This is a genomic window from Novosphingobium lindaniclasticum LE124 (assembly GCF_000445125.1).
Classification (GTDB): Bacteria; Pseudomonadota; Alphaproteobacteria; order Sphingomonadales; family Sphingomonadaceae; genus Novosphingobium; species Novosphingobium lindaniclasticum.
In genome coordinates this window covers 61,979-79,213 of record NZ_ATHL01000126.1, presented here as the reverse complement: position 1 = coordinate 79,213, position 17,235 = coordinate 61,979, and the positions used below count along the sequence as shown (strand labels likewise).

Below are 17,235 nucleotides of genomic sequence, written 5' to 3'. Positions count from 1 at the left end.
GGTCCGAAGACCAGCCCTGGAAAAGTTTTTGGGAGAGGATGCCTGAAAGGCCCGTCCCATATGGTCGAGAATCCGGTTCCCGACAAATGAGGAAAAGAAACCCGGTGTTGCAAATCTTGCAATTAAATTGCTGCCTCTCGTTCAGCCCGACCGAATGGGCCGATTTTCCCGGTGAGATGCACTGGGCTCAACTCCGATCCCTGCCTCGCCCCGCAACACGCCTTGCGCTCTCTTGCAGGCCTCGCAACTTCAAAAGTGCGCAAGATAGCCGCCGTCCACGCCGATTACCTGCCCGGTGACATAGCTCGCCGCGTCCGAGGCCAGGAACACGATCGGCCCCGCCACCTCCTCCGGTCGGCCCCAGCGGCCGAGCGAAGTGCGCCGCGCCAGATGCTCCGCCACGGCGGCGTCGGCTACCATCGCCGCGTTCGCTTCGGTGGCGAAGAACCCCGGCGCCACGGCATTGACGGTAATTCCGCGTGGTCCCAGTTCCGCCGCGAGCGCTCTGGTCATGGCATCCAGCCCGCCTTTGGCCATCGTATAGGCAGCATCGCCGGAGCGCGCGATCTGCCCCGCGATCGAGGTGACGTTGATGATCCGCCCGCCCGCTTCCATGCGCGGTGCCAGAAGCCGCGCCAGATCGAACGGCGCGACAAGATTGATTTCGAGCATGTGGCGTACCGCCTGCCGTTCCAGCGCGCCCATGGGTCGGCGGTCCCGATGGCCCGCGTTGTTGACGAGGATGTCGATGCGCCCGAGCCTTTCCGCCGCATCGCGCACCGCATCGCTGTCGGCAAGGTCGAACATGACCGCTTCGGCCCGTCCGCCGTCCCCTACGACTTCGCCGCGCAGTCGCTCGAGCTGGCCAAGGTCGCGGCCATGAAGCCACAGCCCGGCGCCCGCACGCGCCAATCCCAGCGCGATGGCGCGGCCCAGCCCTCCCGTGGCGCCGGTGACGAGGGCCGTCCGCCCCGCCAGCGGCCCCTCGGAGGAAGGACAGGAATTCGCTGGCGCAGGGCTTGGAAAGGATGGTGAATCGCTCATGATTCGTGCGTTACAATCCCGTCCTTCCAGGAGCCAGCCCCATCCTCGAAAGGGATCAAGGGCCGGTTCGAGACGCTGCAGGCATGGCAATAACCACTGGAAAGAAGACGCTTTTCCATCTTCTCGCGCCTCCGGCAAAATCCCTGCCATAGGGGGCGATAGAAAACCTTGCGGTTGACCATCATTTCTCAACCAAATAACTAGACAAGTAGGCCGCACGGCTCCGGATGACCAGACCGACCGTGCATTTTCAGGTTTCCGGTCCGCGGCATTTGACAGGGAAGCAGCTTGCTCCGCGTTACCAACCGCTAAAGCGCGCGATGCTCCAGGCGACAGCGCCAGACATCGTGTTCCCCTCACGACAAGGATGAGGTGATACGATGCAGACCATGACCCCGCGCGCCTGACGCGCTGATCCGGGCCGATCCGCAAAGCTCCAGGCGCCCGTCGACCAACGGCGGCCACCCGGACCCTGCGGCCTTCATGACGGACGACACGTGCCTCACGCGGAACCCGTAAGGTTTCGCGGCGGGAAACCTGTGTCCCGAGCGGAATCTTCCGGGCCTGACCCAAGGCTCCGGCTCCTGCACCCGCGCCCTGAAGACGGCTCCCCCGCGTCTTTTCTCCATCGCCCGAGACTCCACGACATTACGCCCGACGCAAGATCGGTGCGCACTCATGAAAACAGGGATCGACTTGAATGTTTCGCCGTTTCGCAACCGCCGCCAGCCCGCTCGCCCTTGCCGCTTCGCTGTTCGCCGCCGCTCCGGCTCTTGCCGCGGAAGAGGCCGCTGACCCCGCCGCCCCCTCGGCCACCGCATCCTCCGCCATCGCCGATATCCCGGCGGAAGGCGGCGAAGCCATCGTCGTCACCGCCTCGCGCCGCCGCGACGAGAACGTGCAGGACGTGCCGGTCGCCATCAGCGTGATCAGCGCCGCCACACTGGAAAAGCGCGGCGACTACACGCTCGGCTCCATTTCCCAGCAGGTGCCCAGCCTTCAGGTCATCACCTACAACGCGCGCAATACCAACATCAACATTCGCGGCCTCGGCTCGAACATCTCGCTCACCAACGACGGGCTGGAGAACGGCGTCGGCTTCTACATCGACAACGTCTACTACGGCCGCGTCGGCCTGGCGCAGTTCGACCTGGTCGACCTTCAGGGCATCGAAGTGCTGCGCGGCCCCCAGGGCACGCTGTTCGGCAAGAACACCACTTCGGGCGTGATCAACGTCACTTCGCGCAAGCCCAGCTTCGATCCGGAGCTGTCGGCAGAGGCCAGCATCGGCAATTACGGCTTCTACCAGTTCCGCGCCTCGGGCTCCGCAGGGATCTTCAAGGACCTGCTGGCGGTGCGCCTGTCCGGCGCGATCAGCGAAAACGACGGCTTCCTCTGGAACAAGACCACCAACACCCGCGCGCAGGACTACCTGAACACGTCGATCCGCGGCCAGCTGTTGTTCACGCCCGATCCCGACCTCGAGATCCGCGTGATCGGCGACTACGCCAAGCAGAAGCAGAACCACGTCCTCAACGTCTTCGCCGGCCTGCACACAACTTACGACAACGGCGCCGTGATCGCCAACAACTGGGCCCAGCGCGCCGCGCGTTTCCCTGGTTATGTCCTGCCGAGCTTCAACGCCTTCGACCGCGTGGGCGAGGCGGACAGCCACTACCAGTCGAACATGGCCGGCTACGGCGTCTCGGGCGAAGTCAACTGGAACCTCGGCAATGCCGCGCTGACCTCTATCACCGCCTATCGCTGGTGGGGCTGGAACCCGGCCAACGACGGTGACAGCACCTCGCTGCCGATCGTCACCAAGGCGCAGCAGGCCAATCGCCAGCGCCAGTTCAGCCAGGAGCTTCGCCTGGCCTCCAGGACCGGCGGCAGCTTCGACTACGTGGTGGGCGCCTATTACTTCTGGCAGATCGTACGCGGCTACGGGGCTTCGCGCTACGGCCCGGCCGCCGCCTTGTGGAACCTGCCGACCGCCAACCAGACGATCGCCAATGCCGCGCTCGACGGTTTCGAATCGAACTCCACCTCGACGCCCGAAACCAAGACATTCGCGGTGTTCGGCCAGACCGACTGGCACGTCACCGACGCCCTCACCCTCACCACCGGCCTGCGCTTCACGCATGAGAAGAAGGAGGGCGCCTACAATCAGTTCTGGGTCGACGGCGCCGACATCTCCGGCTTCACCGCCGCGCAGCAGGCGGCGATCAACGCCATCCGCACCCAGTTCAACCCGGTGACGAGCTATGCCACCAGCTTCACCGACAACAGCCTCTCCGGCCTCGTCACGCTGAACTGGAAAGTGGCGCAGGACGTCAACGTCTACGGCAGCTATTCGCGCGGCAACAAGTCGGGCGGGCTCAACCTGTCGGTCCTTCCGGTGGGCGTCGAACCCGACGTGAAGCCGGAGAAGGTCGATGCCTTCGAACTCGGCCTCAAGTCCCAGTTCCTGGATCGCCGCGCCACCTTCAACGCCGCCGCCTTCTGGACCGAGATCAGCGACTACCAGACCACCATCACCGACCTGCCCGCAGGCGCCGTGGTCGGCCGCCAGTATATCTCGAACATCCCCAAGGTCCGTTCACGCGGGATCGAGGGCGAATTCAACATCGCCCCTACCGACAGCCTGAGCTTCAACGCCTCTGCCACCTACACCGACGCCACTTACGTCACCTACAGGAACGCCCCGCAAGCCTTCGAGCGCCAGAACCTGGGCGCGGTCCAGGATCTCTCGGGCGAGCGGCTGCCGGGCGTGCCGAAATGGGCCTGGACGGTCGGTGCTGACTTCAGCACGCCCCTCACGGAACTCGGCGGCAAGGAACTGGGGCTCTATGCCCATGCCGACTACGCCTATCGATCGAACTTCAACACCTCAGCCTCGAACTCGGCCTGGGCGCAGATCCCCGGCTTCGGCCTTGCCAACGGTCGCATCGGACTGAGGACGGACGACGGCTTCTGGGACTTCTCGATCTGGGCCCGAAACCTGTTCGACAAGAACTACTACGTCAGCCTGGGCGCCGCCAACACCGGCGTCGTCACCGCCCAGCTCGGCGAGCCGCGCACTTTCGGCGCCACCCTTCGCACCAAGCTCTGATCTCCGATCTCCGCTCCCAACCAGCCCACCCCCAGGCAGGAGGCGTCAGCCATGAAACACGAGACATTCCGAACATCGCATGCACGACAGGAACCCCTCGATGGCTGGCGCCTCCTGCGCTTCACCGCGATGTCGGTGCCGATCTACGCCGCCGCCCAGCCGGTGATGGCCTTCGTGCCCGCGATCCTCTCGCGCCACTATGCCATTCCGCTGGCCGGGCTCGGCCTTGTCTACCTGATCGGCCAGGTGGTGAATTCCCTGCTCGATCCGGTGATCGGCGCGCTGAGCGACCGCACCGTCAGCCGGTTCGGACGGCGACGGCCCTGGATCGCAGGCGGCGGGCTGCTGTTCATCATCGGCAGCGCCATGCTGTTCTTCCCGCCCGAGGGCGCAACGCTTACCTGGGTCGGGATCGGCGTGATCTGCTATTACACCGGCGCCTCCACCACCACGACCACACTGATGGCCTGGTCCGGCGAAGTCAGCGGCGACTACGACCAGCGCACCCGCATCGCCTCGCAGTTCACGCTGTTATCGTCGAGCGCGCTGGTGCTGACCTTGCTCCTGCCCGCCGTGGCCGACCAGCTTCGCCCCGACGACGGCCCGCTGCGCCTGACCCTGTTCGGCACGCTGGTGCTCGTCACCGCCGTCCCCGGCCTGTTGCTGACCCTCACCGCCATGCCCGACCATAGCGCCCCCTCCGGCGCCGAGCGCTTCGCCCTGGGCAAGACGCTGAAAGCGGTGTTCGGCAATCCGCTGCTGCTGCGGGTGCTCGCCGCCGACGCCGCCGTAACCGCCGGGCAGGGCGTGCGCACCGCGCTGCTGCTGTTCATCGTCACCATCTACTTCCAGCGCCCCGAATGGGCGGCCGGGTTCTTCCTGCTGCAGTATTCGTTCGGCGTGCTCGCCGGACCGATCTGGCGCCGGATCGGCCAGCGCCTCGGCAAGAGCCGCGCCGCCGTGGCCGCCGAACTGACCCAGGCCGCGATCAACTTCGGCCTCGTGTTCCTGACGCCCGATCGCTTCGGCCTGATGATGGCCCTCGCCATTGCCCAGGGCCTTTCGCAGGGCTCGGGCAACCTCATGCTCCGCTCCATGGTGGCCGACGTGGCCGACCTGCACCGCGCCGAAACCGGCGAGGACCGCGTGGGGCTTTACTATTCAGTCTTCAGCGTCTCGATGAAGCTGGGCGGCGCGCTGGCCTTCGGTATCGCCCTGCCGCTCGTCACCGCCTTCGGCTTCGACCCCAAGGCCGCCACCAATACGCCCGAGGCGCTGAACGCGCTGCTGCTGGTCTTCGCCCTTGGTCCGACGCTGGCCCATGCCCTGGCCGCCGCGCTCGTCGCCGGTTTCCCGCTGAACGCCGACCGCCACGCCGAAATCCGCCGCCAGCTCAGGGCCCGCGACGAGGTTCACGCCGCCGCCCTCGTACCTGCTGAGTAAAATCCATCCCGTTCAAGAAGAAGGAGTGAATGCCATGACTTCGATTGCCACTTACGCCAATGCCAAGGACCCCGCCTCCCCGCTCGACGTGGCGCCGATCACCGGCACCATCGGCGCCGAAATCCGGGGCGTCACGCTCTCCGGCGATCTCGACGGCGACACCGTGCAGGCCATCAAGGACGCGCTGGTCCGTCACAAGGTGGTGTTCTTCCGCGGCCAGCACGAACTGACCGACCAGCGGCACGAGGAGTTCGCCTCGCTGTTCGGCGATCCGGTGGCGCACCCGACCGTGCCGGTGGCCGAAGGATCGCGCTACCTGCTCGAACTCGACAGCAAGGAAGGCTACGCCGCCTCCAGCTGGCATACCGACGTGACCTTCACCGACGCCTATCCCGCCGGATCGATCCTGCGGGCCATCACGATCCCCGAAGCGGGCGGCGATACGGTCTGGGCCAACACCGAAACCGCTTACGAGGGCCTGCCGGAAAGCCTGCGCCAGCTGGTGAACAATCTCTGGGCCGTCCATTCCAACGACTACGACTATGCCGCCGTGCTGGCGAACGCACCCAAGGCGGACGATGCCGCGAAGGAGCGCACACTCTACCACAAGAACATCTTCGCCTCGACCGTCTACGAAACCGAGCACCCGCTGGTGCGCGTCCATCCCGTCTCGGGCCAGCGCAGCCTGCTGCTGGGTCACTTCGTGAAGCGGATCGTCGGCCTGAACCAGGCGGATTCGGCGCGCATCTTCTCGATCCTTCAGGAACACATCACGCGCCCCGAAAACGTCGTGCGCTGGCGCTGGCAACCGGGCGACGTGGCGTTCTGGGACAACCAGGCCACCCAGCACCGCGCCGTGGCCGACTTCGGCCTCCAGCGCCGCACCCTGCGCCGCGCGACGATCGCGGGATCGGTGCCGGTCGCGATCGACGGCCGCCAGAGCCGCACGATCCGCAAGGAAAAGGCAATCCCTTACGAACCGGCCTGATCCCTCACACCCTGCACGGGCCGTACCTTCGCCCGCGCCGCATTTTCCCGTTGCGGCGCGGGCTTTTTCCCTGATGCCGTGCCGGTGCGCCCGGTCTGAAATTCTCCCCGATATCAAGGCCGCGCCCCGGCAGGAGCAGCGCTCGGGCTACCCCCGATGGGCCATGGGCTGGCCCATTTGTTCAATCGCACCGACGCCGCGCGCTGGCTAGGCTGCACCTTCTCGAGGTTCCTGAGAGGTCGCATGCCCTCCCCATCGCCGCTCCGCGCGCTGTTCGTCATCAATTCGCTCGTCGGCGGCGGGGCGGAGCGCGTGTTCACGACCCTGGTCGAACAGCTGAGCCGCCGTCCCGAAGACATCGCCATCACCGTGGCCCTGCTCGATAACGAGGCCGAGGAAGCCTACCGCCTTCCCGCCGGGATCCCTATCGAACGCCTGAATACGCGTGGCGGCCTGCTGCGGAGCATCACCCAGACCCGCAAGCTGGTGCGGCGACTGCGGCCGGACGTCACTCTCTCGTTCCTCACGCGCGCCAATGTCGCCGCGATCGTCGCCTTGCGCGGTACCGGCGCCCCGGCCGTGATCAGCGAGCGGGTCAACACCACCGCCCACCTCAGGACCGGGCGGCTCGCCTTTCTCAGCCGGCTGCTGATCCGCAATACATACCCCACCGCCCGGCAGATCATCGCCGTCTCCCAAGGCGTCGCCAGCACGCTCGAAAGTGATTTCGACGTCGAGCCGCAGCGCATCTCGGTGATCTACAACCCCGTCGACGTGGACGGGATCCGCGATCTTGCCGCACGGGATCCGGCGTTTGCCGTCACCCGGGCGGACTTCGTGACGATGGGCAGGCTGGTCGACAACAAGAACACCGCCCTGGCCATCCGCGCGCTGGCACAGGCAAGGACCGGCGGCAACCTGATCGTGCTGGGCGAAGGCCCCTTGCGGGAAGATCTCGGCGCTTTGGCGGCTTCGCTGGGCCTGGCGGACCGGGTGCGCTTCGCCGGCTTCATCGCCAATCCCCACGCCGTGCTGGCACGGGCGGGCTGTTACCTGCTGACCTCCAATGCCGAGGGATTCCCGAACGCCATGATGGAAGCCATGGCCGTGGGCCTGCCGGTGGTCGCCACCGACTGCCCCTCCGGTCCTGCCGAGATCCTGCAAGTGGAGCTGGACGGAGCGCCCCACGCCTTCGGCGCGGGCGGCGCGCTCGTCGCCATGGACGACGATGCGGCGATGGCCCGCTGCATGACCGAGCTGATCGGCCCCCGCCGCGAAACCTTTTCCGCCGCCGCCGTGCGGCGCGCCGCCGCCTTCTCGGTGGAGAGCGCGGTAGAGCGGTTTCGCGCGGCACTCATGGACGCCGCAAGGGCCGATGCAGGCCTGCGCCCCGCCGCGGAGCCGGTGCGGTCATGAAAGTCTGCGTCACCGGCCTGCGCGGCATCCCCGGCGTCATGGGCGGGGTCGAGACCCACTGCGAGGAACTCCTGCCGCGCATCGCCGCGCTCGAGCCGGAGATCGAGATCGAGGTGTGCTGCCGCGCCCCCTATGTCGATCCGGCCATGACCAGCTTCCGCCACGTCGCACTGACGCCGCTCTATTCCCCGACCGGACGCATCAGCGAGGCGCTCGTCTCCACGCTCGTCGGCATTCTTCACGCGCGCCGGGGCGGAGCGGATGCCGTACATATCCACGCGGTGGGACCGGCGCTGTTCGCTCCGCTCGCACGCCTCCTCGGCCTGCGCGTGTTGCTGACTCACCACGGCGCCGACTACGACCGGGAAAAGTGGGGGCGCGGCGCCAAGCTCATGCTGAAACTGGGCGAATGGCTCGGCCTTCGCTCGGCCGACCGCGTCGTCTGCGTCTCTCCGTCGCTGGCGGCGCGGATGAAGGCCCGATATCCGGCCCGCGCGGATCGCGTCGAATTCATCCCGAACGGGGTCAGCACCATGCCCCCCTCCCCGCAGGACGACGGGGACGTGCTGGCCGAGCTGGACCTGATCGCCGGCGGCTATATCCTCTGCGTTGCCCGGCTGGTGCCGGAAAAGGGCATACACACGCTGGTCGAGGCGTTTCGCCGCAGCGAAGAGGGGAATAGCGACGCCCGCCGCCGTACCCTCGTCATCGCCGGAGCGGGCCGGGAGGACGACCGCTACGCGCAGGATCTGCTGGCCATGGCGGAGCCGCACATCCGCTTCCTGGGGATGGTGCCGCGCTCGCGCCTCGGCGTGCTGCTGCGCAATGCCGCCCTGTTCGTCCTACCCTCGTTCCACGAAGGCCTGCCGATTGCCGCCCTGGAGGCGCTGGCCTGCGGCTGCCCCGTCTTGCTGAGCGACATCCAGCCCAATCTCGACCTCGGCCTGGCCCCCGCCCGCTACTTCCCGGTGGGCGACGTCGCCGCTCTTGCCGCGCGGCTTCGCGCCGATGAGGCCGCTCCGGCTGCGGCGAACACGCCTCAGGAGCTGCCGGACACCCTGCTCGACTGGGACGAAGTCGCCCGCCGTACCGCCGCCGCCTACCGCAAGCTCAAGACCGGCAAGTCGCTGCGCCATGCCCTCACCGCCGCAAGCTGAGCCGATGGCGGCACCGGCCCTTCCCCGTGCCCCCCGGAGGACGCCATGCTGGCACTGACCTCGGGCAGCCCGCCCATCCCGATCTTCCTGCTGCTGCCGACGATGATGCTCTATGCCGTGCTCGTCGTCATGCTGTGCCTGCAGGTGCAGGCTTCGGCGCGGTTCCTGATCGTCGCCTTCGCCTTGCGCATGGCCATGTCCGCCATGCCGCGCTTCGCCTTCGCCTCCAGCCCGGCGGGGCTCAGCTGGAATGCGCTGGCCTCCGTCCTGCTGGTCGGCGTGGGCGCCTTGCTGCTCCTGCGCAGCCGCGCCGTGCCGCTGATCCTGGCTCCGATCGCGCCGCTGCTGCTGGTGATCGCCATGAGCGCCGCGCTCAACGGCGAGGTTTCCGGCTCGATCGAGAGCCTGGTCAAATATGCCTATCTCGCGATCATCGCCCTGACCGCCTACGACGCCTTTCGCGCGGACGGCGCGGGCAAAGTGCTGCTGCGGTTACTGTTTACGTTCCTGCTGCCGCTGCTGCTCCAGGGCTTCAGCATGGCGCTGGGCATCGCCAAGGCCACCGAAAGCGACGGCTCCACCTCGTACATCGGCGGCTACAATCACGAGGCGGCCTTCTCCATCATCCTGCTCACCGGCCTGCTCACCGCCATCCTCAACCCGCGCCTGCGCTCATTCACCAAGCTGGGAATCGCCCTGGTCTGCGTGGGCGGGATCCTGGCGGCCAACTACCGCACGGCCATCGTCACCGCCGCGCCGCTGATGCTGGGCCTGTTCATCGCCGCGATCACCACGGCCGTCCGCCCCGCCCAGAGGCCCATCGCCGGGATCCTGGGATGGCTGCTGGTGCTCTCCGCCGTGCCCATGGTGCCGATCGTGGCCGGCGACCGCTTCGACGCCGTCACCACGGTCTGGCAGAACCCGGCGATCCTCAGCAAGGCCCCAGCGGACTTCAGCCGCGCCGACACGCAAGTCCTCTCGGGCCGCCTGCTGCTCTGGAGCCAGTACATCACCGCCTGGGACGCCGGAACGCCGCGCCAGCACATGCTGGGCTTCGGCGCCAACGCCTGGGAGGGCCGCTACCGCTACTACGCCCACAACACCCTGGTCTCCACGCTCTACGAGCTGGGCGTACTGGGGGTGGCGGCGATGCTGCTGCTGTGGATCTGGATGTTCGTCATGGCCGCGACCGCGCGAACGACTGCGCGCTTCACGCTGATCATGGCGCATCTCGGGTTCTTCCTGCTGAACATGGCGACGATGCCGTTCTGGATGATCGAGGGCCTGCTGTTTTATGGCCTGCTTTGCGGTTTCACGGTCCATGCCAACCTGCAAGGCCGGGCCGAGCAACGGTCCATCGCAAATCCGGCAAGGCTCCGCCCGGTTTGAGGACACTTCGCGCGGCCCGCCGGTTGCACTTCCGGTTCGCCTGGGGAAGTACCTCAAAAGAACTAGGCCATACGTGTGATACTATTCGTCATGGCGCCGTCAATAAACCCGACACATCCGGTAAGTCATTGGGGAAGCACATGTTTCGAGCACTTGGCCTTGCCCTGCCCCTGCTGATGGGGCCCTCCGCCGACAATGCGCCTGCCGCGCTGACGGGCCTGGCGGCCTCTCCGCTTTCGATGGCCTCGGCGGCGGGCCGGGCCACGGCGACGACCGCCGCCACCACGTTCACCATGCCCGCGATCGCCCCCCCGCAAGTGACCGCCGCCTGCAAGACCCTGCCGACCTTGCGCATGACCGCGACCACGCCTGGCCTGTCGAAAGTCTGCGCGGTGGACGGCACGATCCTGGTCAACGGCAAGGACGCCAGCGGTTTCGCCATGGCGGACGTCAAGGCCGAGCGCTACGGCCCCCTGATGCGCGGCAGCAACGTGCCGGGCCTGCAGGTCCACCGCGTTTCCGACACCGATGCCCGCGCCGACGCCGCGCTGGGCCTGGGTCTCGTCAACGTCAGCAACGGCATCGGCAAGGCGACCTTCCACGATCTCGTCTGGATCGGCAGCAAGGATCATCCGGCGATCAACAGCGACGATGCCTGGGCCGCCATTGCCTTGAAGGGCAAGGACGCCGACGATGTCGGCACTTTCGAAATCAACAACTTCGACTTCCAGAATCTCTTCATGGATTCCGGCAGCTATTACCAGAACGTCGACGGCATCTCCACCGAAGGCGGCTATTCCGGCACGATCACCAATGGCCGCGTGGTCAATGCCAGCGACGCCTGCCTCGACATCAAGGGCGACGTGCGGGTGGACAACGTCTATCTCTCCGGTTGCAGGCAGGGCATCAAGGCCTGGACCGACCAGAGCCACGGCCTGATCGAACTGGGCACCAACCGCTTCGTCGGCATCATCGGCAAGGGCACGAAGGGCAAGACCCGGACGATCACCGTGGACGTGCTGATCGCCTCGGGCGACCCGTCGGTGCCGCTGTTCCGTGCCGAGGACGGGGTGGTCAATCTCCACATCCGCCGCCTCATCGCCAAGCCGGGGCAAGTCCTGACCGCCTCGGGCAACGTCTCGGGCTCGGCAGTCACGATCGACCAGCGCATGGCGATCTGAGCGGAGCCGATCCCCGCTCCCGATGCCCGAGATAGTCTCCGCCGGGCCATTCGAATTACTACCTGTTTCTCATGGATTTGAGGCGGCCAACGCTTCCAGAATAACGGCGAATTTCCTCGATTCTCGAGAGGTAGGCGACTTGCACGTGGCTCCCAACAAGCTTGACCCTTCCGCGGCGCGCAGGATGGGGCTCCCGGACTCCGCTTCGAGCGCCTCCTCCAGTGGAGCCTCCGGGCCCGACGGCGGCAAACTGATCGACCTGTCGTGGCTGGCGACGCTGGCCTGGCGGCACAAATGGGCGATGCTGGCCGCCATTGCCGCCGTGCTGGCGCTGACCGCGCTGGCCTATCTTATGGCCGTCAAGAAGTATGACGCCAACGTCGTGCTCGCGCTGGACCGCAACGATCAGCAGCTCGTCCGCACGGCCCAGACCGACAAGGACACGATCATCGACTCGCCGGCTGTCGATACCGAAGTGCAGGTCCTGCTCTCGCCCGAAGTGGCCGCCGCGGCCGTGCGCAACGGGCGCCTCAACACCGATCCAGCCTTCCTGGCCGCCTCGGCGCCGAACGCGACCGGCCCTCTGACGCCTGCCGCCGCCGCGAACATCCTGCGCTCCAACCTGACGGTCGGCCGCCAGGGGCTGTCCTACGCCATCAACCTCGAGTACCGCTCTCGCGATCCCAAGGTCTCCGCCATGGTCGCCAATGCCGTGGCCGACGCTTATGTCGGCGGCCAGGTGCAGAGCGAGCAGAACGCCCGCAGCCAGGACATCAACCAGCTGCGCAGCCGCCTCGACCAGCTACGCGGGGACGTGATCAAGGCCGAAGCCGCCGTCGCCTCCTACCGCGCCAGTGCCGACCTCGTCGCCGTCAGCAACGACAGCACGATTGCGCAGCAGGAGCTGTCGACGCTCAACACCGAGCTGGCCTCCGCCAAGGCGGAACTCGCCGCCTCCCAGGGCCGGGCCAGCGCCAATGCCGGGGAGAACGGCACCGCCGTCAACAACAGCCCGGTGATCCGCGACTTGCGCACCGAAGTCTCGAACCTGGAGGTCAAGCTGGCCGAGCAGTCCTCCTCGCTCGGCCCCAAGCACCCCGACCGCATGCGGACCGAAGCCCAGCTCGACACCGCGCGGCAGGCCCTGCGCCGCGAAGTGGCACGCGCCAGCTCCGGCGTGGGCGCCGACGTGCGCGTGGACAGCCAGCGGGTCGGCGCGATTCAGTCCGCGATCGGCGGAGCCAGGAGCAGGCTGCTGGCGGGCAACAACGCCTCGGTGCGCCTGAACGAACTGGAACGCGTGGCCGAAAGCGCGCGCCAGCTCTATCAGACGTTCCTCGATCGCTACCGGGTCCAGCTCGCCACGCGCGGCACCGAAAAGAGCAAGGCGCAAGTGATCGCCCGCGCCCAGGTGCCCAGCCGCCCTTCCTCCCCAGATCTGCTGGTCTACATGCTGGGCGGCGGCATTGCCGGCGTGATCGCCGCCGTCCTCCTGGCCCTGGCGCTCGAATGGCGCGAACGCGGTATCCGCACCCGCGCGGAGGCCGAGGAGTTCACCGGCTACGAAGTCGTCAGCAGCCTGCCCGACATCGCCACCATGGACGAACCCGACTTCCGCAAGGACGAAGCACTGGGCGTCCCGGACTTCCTGATCGACCACCGGGATTCGCCTTTCGCGGAATCGGTGCGGGCGATCTGGACGGCCCTGCGGATCGGCCACAAGGGCCAGGTCGCGCGGTCGGTGGGGGTCACCTCTTCGATCCCGGGCGAGGGCAAGACCAGCACCGCCATCGCGCTGGCGCGTTCCGCCGCCATGGCCGGCCGCCGCACCCTGCTGATCGATTGCGACGTGCGCCGCATGGGCACCACCATCGCGCTCGGCCTGCGGGGTCGCCCCGGCCTTGCCGAAGTGCTGACCGGAGAAGCCCGGGTGGAAGACGTGCTGGTGCTCGACGAGCCTTCCGGCGCCTTCGTCCTGCCGCTCAACTCCACGGCGGAGACCCCGCTGGACATCATCCACTCCGACGCGACGGCCACCCTGTTCGACCGTTTCCGGCAGGAATACGACCTTGTCGTGCTGGACATCGCGCCGGTCATCCCGGTGGCCGAAGCCCGCGCCCTGGCGGCCATGGCCGACGTGACGCTGATGATCCTGCGCTGGCGCACGACCCAGCGCAACGTCCTCAAGACCGCGCTGCGCGAACTCGACCGCGCCGGCGCGCATATCTACGGCCTGCTGCTGACCCAGGTGGATACCCGCAGCTCAGCCGTGCTGGGCGAAGAAATGGCCTATTACCAATACTATTACGCGCGCGGAGCGAACTGAATCAGAGCCTGTTTGAAAATGCCCGGTAGGGCATTGCATAGCGGCACCAGCAAAAATTCGCGGTAAGCGAATTTTCAAACGGACTCTCAGAACGCCGGGACCACCGCGCCGGCGTACTTGCGCGCGATGAAGGCCTTCACTTCCGGGCTGCGCAGGGCGGCGATCAGTTTCTTCACGCGCGGGTCGTTACGCGCCTTTTCGGTGCCGACGACGAAGTTCACGTAAGGACTGTCCTTGTCCTCGATGAGCAGGGCGTCACGCAGGGGATTGAGCCCGGCGTCCAGCGCGTAGTTCGTGTTGATCATCGCCATGTCGACTTCGCCCAGCACGCGCGGCAGGGTGGCGGCCTCGATCTCCCGGAACTTGAGGTTCTTCGGGTTGCCGACTACGTCTTTCGGCGTCGCCGTCATGCTCTTGGGGTCTTTCAGCGTGACGAGCCCCGACCGGGCCAGGAGCTGCAGCGCGCGGCCGCTGTTGCTGGGTTCGTTGGGAATGGCGACGGTGGCGCCGGCGGGCAGTTCGCCGATCTTCTTCCACTTGCGCGAATAGGCGCCGAAGGGCTCGATATGGATCCCCGCCAGCGGCACCAGATGGGTGCCCTTGGCCTTGTTGAACTCTTCCAGGTAAGGCCCGGTCTCGAAATAGTTCACGTCGATCCGGCCTTCCGAGACCTGGACGTTCGGCTGGACGTAGTCGTTGAACACCTTGAGGTCGAGCTTCAGCCCTTCCTTCGCGAGCGTGGGCTCGATGAATTCGAGGATCTCCGCATGGGGCACCGCCGTGGCCGCTACCGTCAGCACATTGGGGTCGCCAGCACCGCCGGACTTGCCGCAACCGGCGATGAGCAGCGTGGCGATGGCGGCGAGAAGCAAGCGTCGTTGCATCGGAAATCCTATTTGCGTGTGAAGTGCCGGACCAGTCGGTCTCCGGCTACCTGAAGAAGCTGGACGAGGGCAAGCAGCAGCACCACGGTTACCAGCATCACGTCGGTCTGGAAACGCTGGTAGCCGAAACGGATCGCCAGGTCGCCGAGGCCCCCCGCACCCACGGCGCCGGCCATGGCGGTGAACGAGATCAGCGTGATCGCGGTCACCGTCATGGCGGCGACGATCCCCGGCAGCGCCTCCGGCAGAAGCGCCCGGAACACCAGGTCGCGCGTAGTCGCACCCATGGCCTGGACCGCCTCCACGGTGTTGCGGTCCACTTCGCGCAGTGCCGTCTCCACCAGGCGCGCGAAGAACGGCGCGGCGGCGACGACCAGCGGCGGTATCGCGCCCGCCACCCCCAGCGAAGTGCCGACCAGGACGATCGTCAGCGGGATCATCACGATCAGCAGGATGATGAAGGGCAGCGAGCGCACCAGGTTGACGAGCAGCGCCAGCACGCCGTTCCCCCAGCGGTTCTGCCAGGGCTGGCCCGGCCCGGTGAGGAACAGCAGGATGCCCAGCGGCAGGCCGAGCGCGATCGTCAGGACCAGCGAGCCGCCCAGCATGACGATCGTATCGAGGCAGGCCTGGGCGACATCGCTCCAGTCAACGTTGCGGAAAAAGCCGTTCATTCGACGTCGCCCTCCAGGCGCAGCGCGGCGATGGCGCGGTCGGTATCGCCTCCGACCAGCCCCAGGGAGAGCCGGCCGAAGCTGGTGTTCTTCAATCGGCCGATGCGGCCGTCGAGAATGATGAAATCGGTGCCGGTGTCGCGCGCGATGCGAGTCAGTACCGGATCGAGAATGGCCTGCCCGTGCAGGGTGAGGCGCACGACCGGCCCGTCGAAGCCGAGCGGCTGCACATCGCCGTCGGTCTCGTCGATCAGGGCCCGGGTCTCCGGCGCGCGGGGATGCAGGAACACCTCCGCCACCTCGCCCGCCTCGACCACGCGGCCGGCATGGAGCACGACCACCCGGTCGCAGACCTGGCGGACGACTTCCATTTCATGGGTGATCAGCACGATCGTGAGCCCGAGTTCGCGGTTGAGGTCGGCGACGAGGTCGAGGATGCTGCGGGTGGTCTCGGGATCGAGCGCGCTGGTGGCCTCGTCGCACAGCAGGATTTCGGGATCGGTGGCCAGCGCGCGGGCGATGCCGACGCGCTGCTTCTGCCCACCGGAAAGCTGGGCGGGATATTTCGCGCCATGGTCGGAAAGACCCACGCGGTCCAGCAGCGCCGGCACTTTCGCCGCGATCTGGGCGCGCGAGGCGCCGCCGATCCGCAGCGGCAGCGCGACATTGTCGAACACCGTGCGCGACCACAGCAGGCCGAAGTTCTGGAAGATCATGCCCACCCGCGAGCGCAAGCCGCGCAGGCCTTCGGCGGAAAGGACCGCGACATCGGTTCCGTCGATCAGCACCCGTCCGGCGGTGGGCCGCTCCAGGCCGTTCAGCAATCTGACCAGCGTCGACTTACCGGCGCCCGAACGGCCGATGATGCCGAAGACCTGCCCGCGGCCGATCTCCAGATCGACGCCCGCCAGCGCCGCGTGGCCGCCGCCGAATGCCTTGTGTACGCCTTCCAGGCGGATCATAGTCATACCTTCTTCCGCGCCGAACCGGCGCCTGTCCTTTTCCGCGATCGGCGGAGCCTGTCCGCGTGCGAGCGCCCCCCTCTACCATTCCCGACCCTTTATCTAGACAAATGATTCCTTGAAGGCCTCACAGCCGGGTTGCGCTCCCGCCGCAGGGCACGCGCTGCCTGGCCGCCGCCGCCCATCGCCCTTGCGGCAACCGCGCGGGGGACTTGCGAGCGCCGGCGCGGCGGCATAAGAAGCCGCCGTTCGCGTGCCGGTCGATGATCGGGCGCGGGCGAAGATCGTGTCGGTTCCCCGAAAGGGGATTAAAACGGGAATGCGGTGCGGAAGGTGGAACCCGTTTCCTCCGTCCAAATCCGCAGCTGTCCCTGCAACTGTAAGTGGCGAGCGCGATATACATGTGCGGACGGCATGAAGACCGATCCGCCAGCCACTGGGTCGGACGCAAAAACGTGCGAGGCCTGGGAAGGCCGTATATCAAGCGATGACCCATGAGCCAGGAGACCTGCCGGCGTCTGGTCGCTCTTGCCTTGGTCCAGGGGATGGCCGCGGCACGGTGAACTCCGTCTGAGCGACGAACGAGCGGTGGGAGCCGCATCGGTGTCGTGCGTCGGCCGCCCCGGGCGTCCGGGCGATGCGCGCTGCCGACCGTTCGC

General features: G+C 67.1%; 12 protein-coding genes and 1 riboswitch. Of the genes, 8 read left to right on the top strand and 4 right to left on the bottom strand.

The window, feature by feature from the left end; all coding sequences use genetic code 11:
• Positions 1 to 249 precede the first annotated feature (249 nt).
• Positions 250 to 1,044: an SDR family oxidoreductase gene (locus L284_RS42420; RefSeq protein WP_081674115.1), complete on the bottom strand. Its 795-nt coding sequence runs from the start codon at positions 1,042 to 1,044 to the stop codon at positions 250 to 252.
• Positions 1,045 to 1,744: 700 nt separating this feature from the next.
• Between L284_RS42420 and L284_RS42415 the strand changes: the two genes are divergently transcribed.
• The 8 genes from L284_RS42415 (at position 1,745) to L284_RS48945 (ending at position 14,056) form a co-directional block, all read left to right on the top strand.
• A complete protein-coding gene (locus L284_RS42415; protein WP_021235494.1) occupies positions 1,745 to 4,156 on the top strand; it encodes a TonB-dependent receptor in 2,412 nt (803 codons plus the stop codon).
• 51 nt (positions 4,157 to 4,207) lie between these two features.
• Positions 4,208 to 5,599 (top strand): MFS transporter, encoded by a 1,392-nt coding sequence (locus tag L284_RS42410; RefSeq protein WP_021235493.1) that lies wholly within the window; start codon positions 4,208 to 4,210, stop codon positions 5,597 to 5,599.
• Between the two features lie 34 nt (positions 5,600 to 5,633).
• A complete protein-coding gene (locus L284_RS42405) occupies positions 5,634 to 6,587 on the top strand; it encodes a TauD/TfdA dioxygenase family protein (protein ID WP_021235492.1) in 954 nt (317 codons plus the stop codon).
• A 243-nt stretch (positions 6,588 to 6,830) separates the two neighbouring features.
• A complete protein-coding gene (locus tag L284_RS42400; protein ID WP_021235491.1) occupies positions 6,831 to 8,003 on the top strand; it encodes a glycosyltransferase in 1,173 nt (390 codons plus the stop codon).
• Entirely contained in the window at positions 8,000 to 9,160 is a 1,161-nt protein-coding gene (locus L284_RS42395; protein WP_021235490.1) for a glycosyltransferase family 4 protein, read from the top strand. The genes L284_RS42400 and L284_RS42395 overlap by 4 nt, the downstream gene beginning before the upstream one ends.
• Before the next feature lie 45 nt (positions 9,161 to 9,205).
• Positions 9,206 to 10,549: an O-antigen ligase family protein gene (locus L284_RS42390; RefSeq protein ID WP_021235489.1), complete on the top strand. Its 1,344-nt coding sequence runs from the start codon at positions 9,206 to 9,208 to the stop codon at positions 10,547 to 10,549.
• A 140-nt stretch (positions 10,550 to 10,689) separates the two neighbouring features.
• A complete protein-coding gene (locus tag L284_RS42385; RefSeq protein ID WP_021235488.1) occupies positions 10,690 to 11,730 on the top strand; it encodes a hypothetical protein in 1,041 nt (346 codons plus the stop codon).
• Between the two features lie 145 nt (positions 11,731 to 11,875).
• On the top strand, positions 11,876 to 14,056 hold the full coding sequence (locus L284_RS48945; RefSeq protein ID WP_021235487.1) for a GumC family protein: 2,181 nt from the start codon (positions 11,876 to 11,878) through the stop codon (positions 14,054 to 14,056).
• Between the two features lie 86 nt (positions 14,057 to 14,142).
• Here L284_RS48945 and L284_RS42375 read toward each other — a convergent pair whose 3' ends face one another.
• The 3 genes from L284_RS42375 to L284_RS42365 are packed head-to-tail and all read right to left on the bottom strand — an operon-like array spanning position 14,143 to position 16,582.
• On the bottom strand, positions 14,143 to 14,940 hold the full coding sequence (locus L284_RS42375) for a MetQ/NlpA family ABC transporter substrate-binding protein (RefSeq protein WP_031342904.1): 798 nt from the start codon (positions 14,938 to 14,940) through the stop codon (positions 14,143 to 14,145).
• Positions 14,941 to 14,948: 8 nt separating this feature from the next.
• Positions 14,949 to 15,614, bottom strand: coding sequence for a methionine ABC transporter permease (locus L284_RS42370; RefSeq protein WP_021235485.1), 666 nt, complete (start codon positions 15,612 to 15,614; stop codon positions 14,949 to 14,951).
• A complete protein-coding gene (locus tag L284_RS42365; RefSeq protein WP_235054543.1) occupies positions 15,611 to 16,582 on the bottom strand; it encodes a methionine ABC transporter ATP-binding protein in 972 nt (323 codons plus the stop codon). Before L284_RS42365 ends, L284_RS42370 begins: the two co-directional genes overlap by 4 nt.
• 267 nt (positions 16,583 to 16,849) lie before the next feature.
• Positions 16,850 to 17,106, top strand: a riboswitch (cobalamin riboswitch).
• Positions 17,107 to 17,235 lie beyond the last annotated feature (129 nt).

Excerpts from the sequence above, each read along its gene's own strand:
- L284_RS42420 (WP_081674115.1), bottom strand. The coding sequence starts at position 1,044 with ATGAGCGATTCACCATCCTTTCCAAGCCCTGCGCCAGCGAATTCCTGT.
- L284_RS42415 (WP_021235494.1), top strand. The coding sequence starts at position 1,745 with ATGTTTCGCCGTTTCGCAACCGCCGCCAGCCCGCTCGCCCTTGCCGCT.
- L284_RS42410 (WP_021235493.1), top strand. The coding sequence starts at position 4,208 with ATGAAACACGAGACATTCCGAACATCGCATGCACGACAGGAACCCCTC.
- L284_RS42405 (WP_021235492.1), top strand. The coding sequence starts at position 5,634 with ATGACTTCGATTGCCACTTACGCCAATGCCAAGGACCCCGCCTCCCCG.
- L284_RS42400 (WP_021235491.1), top strand. The coding sequence starts at position 6,831 with ATGCCCTCCCCATCGCCGCTCCGCGCGCTGTTCGTCATCAATTCGCTC.
- L284_RS42395 (WP_021235490.1), top strand. The coding sequence starts at position 8,000 with ATGAAAGTCTGCGTCACCGGCCTGCGCGGCATCCCCGGCGTCATGGGC.
- L284_RS42390 (WP_021235489.1), top strand. The coding sequence starts at position 9,206 with ATGCTGGCACTGACCTCGGGCAGCCCGCCCATCCCGATCTTCCTGCTG.
- L284_RS42385 (WP_021235488.1), top strand. The coding sequence starts at position 10,690 with ATGTTTCGAGCACTTGGCCTTGCCCTGCCCCTGCTGATGGGGCCCTCC.
- L284_RS42375 (WP_031342904.1), bottom strand. The coding sequence starts at position 14,940 with ATGCAACGACGCTTGCTTCTCGCCGCCATCGCCACGCTGCTCATCGCC.
- L284_RS42370 (WP_021235485.1), bottom strand. The coding sequence starts at position 15,614 with ATGAACGGCTTTTTCCGCAACGTTGACTGGAGCGATGTCGCCCAGGCC.
- L284_RS42365 (WP_235054543.1), bottom strand. The coding sequence starts at position 16,582 with ATGACTATGATCCGCCTGGAAGGCGTACACAAGGCATTCGGCGGCGGC.